9 protein-coding genes and 1 pseudogene are annotated in these 10,204 nt (G+C 56.8%); 3 read left to right on the top strand and 7 right to left on the bottom strand.

All coding sequences use genetic code 11. From position 1 onward, the window contains the following. The 4 genes and pseudogenes from IQ241_RS24190 to IQ241_RS24205 all read right to left on the bottom strand — a co-directional run. Positions 1-635: pseudogene (locus IQ241_RS24190) on the bottom strand (EamA family transporter); the annotation flags it as partial. Positions 636-659: 24 nt separating this feature from the next. Beyond that, positions 660-1,265: an EamA family transporter gene (locus tag IQ241_RS24195; RefSeq protein ID WP_228022054.1), complete on the bottom strand. Its 606-nt coding sequence runs from the start codon at positions 1,263-1,265 to the stop codon at positions 660-662. 306 nt (positions 1,266-1,571) lie between these two features. After that, complete coding sequence (locus IQ241_RS24200) at positions 1,572-2,390, bottom strand: helix-turn-helix domain-containing protein (RefSeq protein ID WP_193912215.1); 819 nt, start codon at positions 2,388-2,390, stop codon at positions 1,572-1,574. 150 nt (positions 2,391-2,540) lie between these two features. Further along, complete coding sequence (locus IQ241_RS24205) at positions 2,541-3,134, bottom strand: hypothetical protein (protein WP_228022055.1); 594 nt, start codon at positions 3,132-3,134, stop codon at positions 2,541-2,543. A 77-nt stretch (positions 3,135-3,211) separates the two neighbouring features. Here IQ241_RS24205 and IQ241_RS24210 point away from each other — a divergent pair, with 77 nt between their 5' ends. After that, the gene (locus IQ241_RS24210; RefSeq protein WP_193912219.1) at positions 3,212-4,462 is read left to right on the top strand and encodes an aminotransferase class V-fold PLP-dependent enzyme; all 1,251 of its coding nucleotides are present in this window, start codon (positions 3,212-3,214) and stop codon (positions 4,460-4,462) included. Here the strand turns inward: IQ241_RS24210 and IQ241_RS24215 are convergent. Genes IQ241_RS24215 through IQ241_RS24225 form a run of 3 tightly spaced genes read right to left on the bottom strand, consistent with a single transcriptional unit; the run spans position 4,356 to position 7,587 of the window. Further along, positions 4,356-4,709, bottom strand: a complete 354-nt coding sequence (locus IQ241_RS24215) for a DUF6464 family protein (RefSeq protein ID WP_228022056.1) — start codon at positions 4,707-4,709, stop codon at positions 4,356-4,358. The two genes, IQ241_RS24210 and IQ241_RS24215, sit on opposite strands and share 107 nt — an antisense overlap. Before the next feature lie 13 nt (positions 4,710-4,722). After that, positions 4,723-6,516: an aspartate--tRNA ligase gene (aspS, locus tag IQ241_RS24220; protein ID WP_193912221.1), complete on the bottom strand. Its 1,794-nt coding sequence runs from the start codon at positions 6,514-6,516 to the stop codon at positions 4,723-4,725. A gap of 30 nt (positions 6,517-6,546) precedes the next feature. Next, positions 6,547-7,587, bottom strand: a complete 1,041-nt coding sequence (locus tag IQ241_RS24225) for an adenosine deaminase (protein WP_193912223.1) — start codon at positions 7,585-7,587, stop codon at positions 6,547-6,549. A gap of 340 nt (positions 7,588-7,927) precedes the next feature. On the opposite strand from IQ241_RS24225, the gene IQ241_RS24230 reads away from it, so the two are divergent. Continuing rightward, entirely contained in the window at positions 7,928-9,265 is a 1,338-nt protein-coding gene (locus tag IQ241_RS24230) for an adenylosuccinate synthase (RefSeq protein WP_193912225.1), read from the top strand. A 42-nt stretch (positions 9,266-9,307) separates the two neighbouring features. After that, positions 9,308-9,985 carry a 50S ribosomal protein L25/general stress protein Ctc gene (locus tag IQ241_RS24235; protein ID WP_193912227.1) on the top strand — a complete coding sequence of 226 codons (678 nt, stop codon included), beginning with the start codon at positions 9,308-9,310 and terminating at the stop codon, positions 9,983-9,985. Positions 9,986-10,204: the final 219 nt, after the last annotated feature.

Genomic DNA, 10,204 nt, shown 5'->3' on the forward strand with positions numbered 1-10,204 from the left:
GGATAGCGCTGAGACGGTTGAAGACAGACTTCGGAAAGAATGTTGTAGCCGCCGAAGGCCAGGCTAGCGCCCAGGGCGGCGAAGATGCCCAGAGCAGAGTTCGAGAGCGTCATGTCCTGGGGGTCCAAGCTGGTCAGCAGTACCCCGAATAGAATCACCAACAGCAGCCAGCGCTGATGCAGCGGCGGGCGCTGGCCAAAAACTTTCCAGGCCATCAGCATGGTAATGGCGGGATAGATGAAGACAATCGCGATCGCAATCCCCGCTGCCGCCTGACTCAGGGCTAAGTAGGTCAGCGCCAGAGCCAGAAACAGACAGACTCCGCTAGCGATGGCCTGCCAGAATAGTCGTCTTAGATGGGGGAGCTGCCGCAGGTCCGAAAAGGTGGCGGGATAGAGGCGAGGCGCGATCGCGGCTAGCACCATAGCCATCCCCGCCATCCGCAGCAGCAACAAGACCAGAATACTGCCCATCGCCGCGTCCAAAAAGCCGCCCACCGGAACCTGACCAAACAGCTGGCTGGGACTGAAGATCAGCCGGGCCACCACATTTTGTATCGCCAGCGCCGTCGCACCCAGCAAAACAAAAATAATGCCAATCGCGGTTGGCGAAAGTCGGCCTATGGTAGAAGGCATGGATCACGATAAGGGCGCGGTCGGTTATCCATTTCGGAATCGGGAGGCTCCAGCGGCGGCTAGTGAGACTAAGGCAATCGCAAAGGCGGACTGCACTGTCAGCATTTCCCCGAGGACTAGAAGGCCCGCGATCGCGGCAGACATCGGCTCAAGGCTTTTGAGAACGCCAAAGACGTTAACGGGCATCGACTTCAGCGCGATCAGCTCTAGTGAATAGGGAATCATCGAAGACAGCATTGCTACTATAAACCCTACGCCCAAGATGTTGGGCTCTAGGAACGCACTTCCGGCTGAAGCAATTCCTATCGGTGCCAGCAGTACCGCCGCGATAACGATAGCCCAGCATAATCCATCAGCACCAGGCACAGCTTGGCCGACTTGAGCAGCGAGTAGGATATACATTGCCCAGCAGAAAGCGGCAACCAGCGCAAATAAAACGCCCCAAATGTCCAATGCTTCGCCCCTAATCGGCGCTAGCAGCAGCACACCCACGAATGCCAGAAAGACCCATAGAAAATCTAACCGTTCTCGTGACTTTAGTGCAGCCAAACCTAGCGGGCCTAAAAATTCCAACGTCGCAGCAATGCCAATAGGGATGCGTTCGATCGCTGCATAGAACGAAAGGTTCATCAGCGTTAGCGCAATCCCAAAAGATAATAGGGCTTTAAAGTGAAACTGCGTATGAGGTGTCCATTTAGGACGACATAGAGCAAATAAGATGATGGCAGCGAATCCAACTCGCATGAAAACCATCCCTGCTGGGCCTACTTCTGAAAAGAGTGATTTTGCAAACGCCGCGCCCAGCTGCATCGAACCGATTGAGAAAACGACAAGGATGGCAGGGGGGAAAGGAAACCGAGCAGTAATATGGCTTACGTTCATGGAGGATTACATAACCTATAAAATTAGATACGTCCCTAAACAGGGATCTGTTTTCTAATCAGACTGCCTCTGTCTGTAATCTTGCGGATAGAGGCCGGTTGTTCTTTTAAAGAAACGGCTAAAGTATGCTGGATCTTGAAATCCTAACCTAATGGCAATTTCCTTGACACTGAGCTGGCTGAAAGCTAGCTCTCTTCTAGCTTCTAAAGCAAGGCGGCTGTGAATCAGCTCTGTCATAGTTTTTCCAATCTTGAGCTTCAATATTTCATTCAATCGCTTTGGAGATAAGTGAAGGGATTCAGCATAAAAAATTACATTTTTGCGGGCTCTAAAATTTTCTTCTAGAAGGCTTTTTACATTCGCAACTCGTTCTGAATCGCTATCATGAGCTGACGGCTCCGGCAATTTCTTCAATGCTCTCGAAAGATTAATGACCAGCGCTTTTAAGTAAGTTCTGACAAGCCTGAGATTGTGATCTTCTGCTATATATTCATCTCGAATTAAGTCAAGCAAAGTCCCGATGACTATCTCATCTCTATGAGATAATTCAATAGTATGGAACTGGTTGAACTTGGCAAGAATAAGGCGATCTTGAGGTTCCTGGTGAAAAAATTCTTCATTAAACTCAACGACGTAGCCCGCTATCTCATCTGAAATGAACTTATTGATTTGCCCTGGCTTAATAAAAAATATAGTTCTACTACTTAGTGAGTACTCTTGAAAGTCAATTAGATGCCTGCCACTTCCTGCCCGTGCCCATAAAATTTCATAAAAGTCGTGGCGATGAGGAAATTTTTTACCAGAATGTTCTTCTAGCGAGAAAATGCGAAACTGACGACCCGAAGATAGCTGATAATAAGGAATATCTTTCATGGTCTCTCCAACGTGAGTTTTCACAAGGCTCTATTCAGCGAACTCTAAAACAAGTATATTTGAGGCAACGTGCCAGGACAATGGAATAGCTGGACGTTCACTTGCACTATTTGCACCTCATCAGCGATCGCAAAGAATGCAAACGCCCATTCACTCTGCTATAGGCGTCGATGCGGCGGTGCAGTATTGGTTAATCTCGTTGACCAGCATGGCTTCTTCGGTAGAAAGGGCCTGGATGTTGCTGTAGGTATTGCTCACCTGGGTTTGAACGTCTTCTAGATTATCCCGCACAGCGTCGGGAGTTTCCGCCTGGGCGACGAGGGCCATGGCCTGACCGGCAGCGTCAAACTCCTGCCGGGTATCCTGCATAATTTCGACATACTGGTCGCGGTAGGCAGCAACCTGCTCGTCGGCAAAATCGAGCGCATCGAGCGATTCATTCAAGTCTGTGATATTCGCGGCGACTTTATCGACGGTGGCCATGTACTGATTTGCAGCGGATTTCACATCGTCTAAACTCTCAGTCTGAGTCACGGTCGTCATCAGGCTATCCATTTCGGCATCGTATTCGCCCTTGAAGTTGTGGGCGCTCTCGATGACGCCGGCCATCTCCTGGCACTGAGCCAGCTTGGAAGGGCTACAGCTCACTAGAACTAGGCCCAAACCGGTGAGCAGCAGGCGCGCTGGCAGAGCCCCTCGCGGAGAGCAACGCGCTCCCGCTGACTCAGCTTGCATCTTCCCCATCAGTCCCTTTCCCCCATCGTCAACTTAGATAAACTGTTCAGAGATTCCTCCCACCGGCTCACACCGCGCCCTAAACTATGCCTACCCTTCCCGATCATGCCACGACTCAGCACCACCGGCAGCAGTTTCCAGCACTGGGAAACAAAGCCTACTTTAACTACGGCGGTCAGGGGCCGATGGCGGAGTCAGCCCTGGTAGCGATGCGGCAGACCCATGACAAAATTCAGCGCGCGGGACCGTTTTCCAACCAGATCAACGGCTGGCTCCAGGCCGAGGGACGACTGACCCGACAGGCGATCGCGGCTGAGGTCGGTGCTCCCGAGGCAGCGATTACCTTAACCGAAGATGTCACCGTCGGCTGCAATATTCCGCTCTGGGGGATCGACTGGCAGGCCGGAGACCATATTCTGCTGACCGACTGCGAGCATCCCGGCGTAATCGCGGCGGTGCAGGAACTGAGTCGGCGCTATCAGCTGGAGGTGAGCATCTGTCGGCTGCTGCCCGAGCTGAATCGGGGCAATCCGGTCGAGCTGATCGCGGCGGCCCTGAGGCCCCAGACACGGCTGGTCGTCGTCAGCCACATTCTCTGGAACACGGGGCAGGTGTTACCGCTAGCGGAAATCGTTCAGCTCTGCCACAGCCACCGCCCGCGACCGGTCTGGTTGCTGGTCGATGCGGCTCAGTCGGTGGGCGTGCTGCCGCTGGACCTGACTGCCCTCCAGGCAGACTTTTACGCCTTTACCGGCCATAAGTGGTGGGGCGGCCCGGCGGGCCTGGGCGGCCTCTATATCCGGCCCGAAATTCTGGACGAGGTCCATCCCACCTTCATTGGCTGGCGCGGTATTCAGGTGGATGAGGCGGCTCAGCCCACCGGCTGGCAGCCGGACGGGCGGCGGTTTGAGATTGCCACTTCGGACTATGCCCTCTACGGCGGGTTGAGAACCGCGATCGCGCTGCAAAATCAGTGGGGCAGCGCCGACCAGCGCTATCGGCGGATCTGCCAGCTCAGCGCCGACCTCTGGCAGCGGCTGCAAAAGATTCCTCAAATTGCCTGTCTTTGCGATTCACCGCCCGCCGCCGGACTGGTCTCCTTTCAGATTATGGCGGACGGCCAACCCTGCCCAGAGCGGCACAACCAGCTGGTTAAAACCCTCGAAGACCAGGGCATTTTCGTGCGAACCCTGCTCTTCCCCCACTGCGTCCGCGCCTGCGTCCACTACCTCACCCTGGAAGCGGAGGTCGATCGGCTAGTGAGCGCGATTGAGCAGTTTGTGGCTCAGGCCGCGCCGCATAGTCCCGGCAGTCTTCACAAGGCCCCAGCGGATTAACAGCGCAGCGCAGGTAGGGCGATCGCGCATTATGCTCACAGCTGATGTCGCCTACCACCAGCCCCAGGCCGTCTACATAGCGATGATCGGGCGCTGGCCGATTCAGGCAGCGCTGCTGGACCGCCGTTTCGACCACTAGGTTAAGCCGAACCTGAATCTGCTGGCGATTGCGCAGGCTCACCCAGGCCGACAGCAGCGGCGGCAGCAGGCCAATCAGGAAAATCACAACGACAATCGCGATCAGCATACGGGGCGAAAGCCTACGCTTGAGGTTTGGGGGTAGCGGTTGGGGCGACGTGCAGCTCCTTCAGCTGACGCGGATCGACCGACGAAGGGGCCTGGGTGAGGAGACAGCGGGCCTGCTGGGTTTTGGGAAACGCGATCGCGTCTCGAATCGACTGCTCCCCGGCCATCAGCATCACCAGCCGGTCGAGCCCGTAGGCAATGCCGCCGTGGGGCGGGGTGCCGTACTCAAAGGCTTCGAGCAAAAAGCCAAACTTATCCTGCGCTTCGGCTTCAGACAGGCCAATGATCTCGAATACCTGAGCCTGCACCTCCGGCTGGTAGATCCGCAGGCTACCGCCGCCCAGCTCATAGCCATTAAAGACCAGGTCATAGGCGATTGCGCGGGCCTGGGTGAGGTCGTCCGCATCGTCGGGATGGGGCGCAGTGAAGGGATGGTGCAAGGCTTCCCAGCGATTTTCATCGGCGTTCCACTCAAACATGGGAAAGTCCGTCACCCAGAGCAGGTTTTGCCGGTCGGGGTCGATCAGGTCCAGCTCGCGGGCCAGGGCCTGTCGCAGCCGATCCAGGGTGGCATTTACGGTGTCGGTCGGCCCCGCGCCAAACAGCAGCAGGCTACCCGGCTGCGCGCCGGTGCGCTCTAGCAGGGCCTGCTTTTGCTCTGGCGTCAGGTTGTCCTTAATCGCGCCAATCGTATCGATTTCGCCACCTTCCCGAACGCGAATGTAGGCCAGCCCCTTCGCCCCGGCTTCCGCCGCCACCTTAAACAGGTCGCCGCCGGGCTTGATCCGCACGTTCGAGACGGCCTCATTGCCGCCGGGGATTGGCAGCACCTTGATCTGGCCCCCGGACGCGATCGCGCCCGAAAAGACTTTAAACCCAGAATCCTGAAGAATATCGGAGACCTCGACCAGCTCCAGCCCGTAGCGCGTATCGGGCTTGTCGGTGCCGTAGCGAGCCATCGCCTCGGCGTAGGTGAGGCGGGGAAAGGGCTGGGGCAGTTCGATCCCCTGCACCGTGCGAAAAATATGGCAGACCAGCCGCTCATTCAGGGCCAAAATTTCCGCCTGGTCCATGAAGCTCATTTCCATATCCAGCTGGGTAAACTCCGGCTGGCGGTCGGCCCGCAGGTCCTCATCGCGAAAGCAGCGGGCAATCTGGTAGTAGCGGTCCAGCCCCGACACCATCAGCAGCTGCTTAAACAGCTGCGGCGACTGGGGCAGGGCAAACCATTCGCCCTCATTCACCCGCGACGGCAGGATAAAATCCCGCGCCCCCTCCGGCGTTGAACGGGTGAGGATTGGTGTCTCGACTTCGATAAATCCAGCTTCGTCTTCCAAAAACCGTCGAATTGCTTTGATAATCTCGTGCCGCAGCCGCAGATTGCGACTCATCCGCTCCCGCCGCAGGTCCAGGTAGCGATACTTCAGCCGCAGCTCCTCCCGCACCGGCTCTTCCTCGGCGGTCGAAACCTGAAATGGCATCTGCTTCCGCACCGCGCTCAGCAGCTCAATCTCATCGGCGTAGACCTCCACTTCCCCCGTCGGCAGCTTGGGATTCAGCGACTCCGCCGGGCGACGGGTGACCCGCCCCGTCACCTTGACCACATACTCATTGCGAATCTCGTCAGCCACCGGATAGGAGTCGGGCGTCCGCACGGGATCGCTGACAATCTGAATCACGCCTTCGCGATCGCGCAAATCCAAAAAGATCACGCCGCCATGGTCGCGCCGCCGGTCTACCCAGCCGTAGAGGGTCACCGTTTTGCCAATGTGCTCAGCTCGCAGCCGGCCGCAGTAGAAACTTCGCATCTTTACTCTTTACTCACTACCCTCTACACACTACCCTCCACTCACCACCAACCGCTCCCGCTCCTTCAGCAAGCTCGAAATCATCGACACCGGCTGCTCCGCATGGGGCCAGGCAAAGGCATGGCGGAAGGCTGCTGCCTGACAGGCGCGCAGGCCGTCGAAGCCGATCACGTCCTGGGTGAGCAAATTTTCGTACTCGAAGGGCAGCCGCACGTTGTGCAAACCCGCGTTGTCGGTGCAGATGGCCACGTCCACGCCGGCGTCAAAGCAGCGGTTGAAGACCTGCTTGAGCTGGCTAATTTCGTCCAAAGTCCCGGTTTGAAAGTAGGTGGTCGGGCAGATTTCTAAGCACTGACCGCGAGCCGCCACCTGCTTCAGCAGTTCGGGATGTTTGAGCGGAATTTGAATGCCGTGGCCGATGCGCATTAGGTAAGGTAGCAGCTCGGGATAGCAGCCGTTTTCGGTTTCGTAGAGGTGGCCGGTGGTTTTGATATTCTGCGATCGCGCTTGGGCATAGAGCTGCACAAATTCATCCAGCCGTTCCTGATAGGCGGCGTCACCCCCGGCCACGTCGATGCCGCAGACCTGGTCTGGATACTGGGCCGCCAGCTCCACCGTGGCCCGGTTCACCTCGTAGGGCAGCCGCGAATGCATACAGAGGATCTGCCGGGTGACCACGGGATATTCGCTCTGCTGGCTGGCCCGACCCACGACTTCGATAATCTCGGCCATGGCGTCGATTCGCTCGGTCTGGGTCAGCCGCTCCGGCGTTCGGTAGTAGGGGGTGTAGCGCAGCTCCAGGTAGGCCAGGTTCTCAAAGATATAGGCTCCCCGAATCAGGCGATAGATAAAGTAGGGTAGGGCCTCTTTAGTCTGCACGCTCTCAACCAGGGTGTGCAGCTCCAGGTATTCTTCTAGCGTGCTCTTGGGTTGGGTGTAAAACTGCTCAAATTCGGCATAGTCAGAAAAGCGGTCGGCCAGGTCAGGTCGGTTTCTCTGAAAGTAGCGCCACAGCACCCGGGGTACGACAGAGCCCCCCAGATGGCGGTGCAGTTCCGCATATAAACTCATAAGGCCCTCTTGGTATGGATTTCGGTGTGGGTTGTCGTGAAGACCTAGCGGCTTGCGCTGGGTCTAAAAATAGTTGCGATAATTTCGTCGAAATTAAAGAACGATAAAAAAGTTATTACTCTGTTTTAACATTCTTGATCGATACCTGCTGGGAGCATTGAATTCTGGTCAGGCTCTAGCCAGGCTTTAGGTTGGGATTGGGGGCTGATAGAGGAAAGCGATTGCCGCATTTTTGCTCAATTCAAAAGTTATTCAGCAAATTACAGCCACCAGAAGATTGACACTTAAAACCCCTGCTGCCCATAATGATAGTTTGTTTGCACTTTAGTAACGCATTCCTTTGGCTAACGTTATTGTAATTGGCGCTCAGTGGGGCGACGAAGGTAAAGGTAAGATCACCGACCTGCTGAGTAAATCAGCCGATCTGGTCGTCCGCTATCAGGGCGGAGTCAACGCAGGCCATACGGTGGTGGTAGACGATCAGACCTTTAAGCTGCACCTGATTCCCTCGGGCATTCTCTATCCCAAGACGGAATGCGTGATCGGTGGCGGCACCGTGATTGATCCCAAGGAGCTGATTGGAGAATTAGACCAGCTCAAAGCGCTCAATATTTCTGCTGACAAGCTCTACATTTCAGAGACTGCCCACGTCACGATGCCCTATCATCGGCTGATTGACCAGGCCGCTGAAGAACGGCGCGGCAGTAAGAAAATTGGCACCACCCGTCGGGGGATTGGCCCCACCTACGCCGATAAGTCAGAGCGTACGGGCATTCGCATGGTCGATCTGATGGACCTCGACGCGCTGAGGGAGCAGCTGGAATGGACGGTGAACCACAAGAACGTCGTGCTGGAGAAGCTCTACGACCTGGCCCCGCTGAAGGCCAGCGATGTGGTTGATGAGTATACCGCCTATGCGGAGCGGCTGCGACCCCACATTATCGACAGCTCCCTCCATATTTATAAAGCCATCCAGCAGCGCAAAAATGTCCTGTTTGAGGGCGCTCAGGGGACGCTGCTCGACCTGGACCACGGCACCTACCCCTACGTCACCTCTTCCAATCCGGTGGCGGGCGGGGCCTGCATTGGCTCAGGCATCGGCCCGACGGTGATCGACCGGGTGATCGGCGTGGCCAAAGCCTATACCACACGGGTTGGCGAAGGGCCGTTCCCGACCGAGCTGTTCGGCGATATGGGTGAAAGGCTCTGCGAAATCGGGGCCGAATTCGGTACCACTACGGGGCGGCGGCGGCGCTGCGGCTGGTTTGACGCGGTAGTGGGTCGCTACGCCGTGCGGATTAATGGGTTAGACTGTTTAGCGATTACCAAGCTCGATGTGCTCGACAGCCTGGACGAGATTAAGGTCTGCGTGGCCTACGATCTCGACGGCGAGCGCTGCCGTGAACTGCCGGGCAGCGCTCGCCGGTTTGGCCAATGTCGGCCCATCTACGAAACCCTGCCAGGCTGGAACCAGTCTACCGCCGACTGCCGTAGCCTGGCGGATCTGCCCCAGCAGGCCCTCGACTATCTCGAATTTTTGGCCCAGCTGATGGAAGTGCCGATCGCGATCGTGTCGCTGGGAGCCAGCCGCGCCCAGACGATTATCGTCGAAGATCCCATCCACGGGCCAAAGCGGGCGCTGCTCCATGAAGATAGCAGCGCCTTTAAGGTGGCCTAGCACCTAACAAAAACGATGTTTTGAATGAGCTGATTGATTCCCATGGAACTGAAAATTGACTGTAGTAAACGAGCGGATGGCGCCAAGCCCAAACAGCTGCGCCGGGACGGGCTGCTGCCAGCGGTGCTCTATGGCCACAACGGCGCTGAGTCGGTTTCGCTGACCGTTCAAACCCGCGAAGCTGAGGCCCTGCTGCGAGCCGCCAGCGTCAACAAGTCGGTGGTTAAGGTCAACGTGCCAGACCTGCCCTGGAGCGGCAACGTGATCCTGCGCGAGGTGCAGACGCATCCCTGGAAAAATAAGCTGCACCACCTCAGCTTTTTCTCCATCGCCGACCAGACCGAGATTGAGGTGACGATGCCCTTCAGCTTTGTCGGCGAAGCGGTTGGTGTCACCGACGAAAACGGCATCCTGGATACGGTCGTCACCGAAATGGCTGCCAAGTGCCCACCGGACAACATTCCGCCATCCATCGAAGTGGATGTGTCAGGGATGGCTATCGGCGATGCGATTAACCTGCAAGATCTGAAGCTGCCCGCCGGGGTCGTCCTGCTGGGTGAGCCAGAGCAGGTGATCGTCTCAGTGCTGCCGCCGCCGGTAATCAAGACGGAAGAGCCGACCAGCGAGCTCGACAGCCTGCTGCCGCCTGAGGAATCTGAAGAAGCAGGTGCCGAGCCTGCCGCAGAGGCAGGGAGCGAGCCCGCAGAAGACGCAGGCTAGAAACTCACCGTTTCAACAACCGATCAAAACACAAAAGCCAGGGATCACCTCTGGCTTTTGTGCTAGATATACTGTCAAGCTGGGAACCAAGCATCGCCCCTCTTTCTCCCCTATCCAGAAACCATCCAGAAACCCAACCTGAAGGCCCTAAACCAATAACCTCGCTGCGCGGGCAGGGAAATCCTGCCCCTACCCCATCACCCCATCACTCTCCAACTC

Origin of the sequence: Vasconcelosia minhoensis LEGE 07310 (assembly GCF_015207255.1) — a bacterium.
Lineage (GTDB): Bacteria > Cyanobacteriota > Cyanobacteriia > Phormidesmidales > Phormidesmidaceae > Vasconcelosia > Vasconcelosia minhoensis.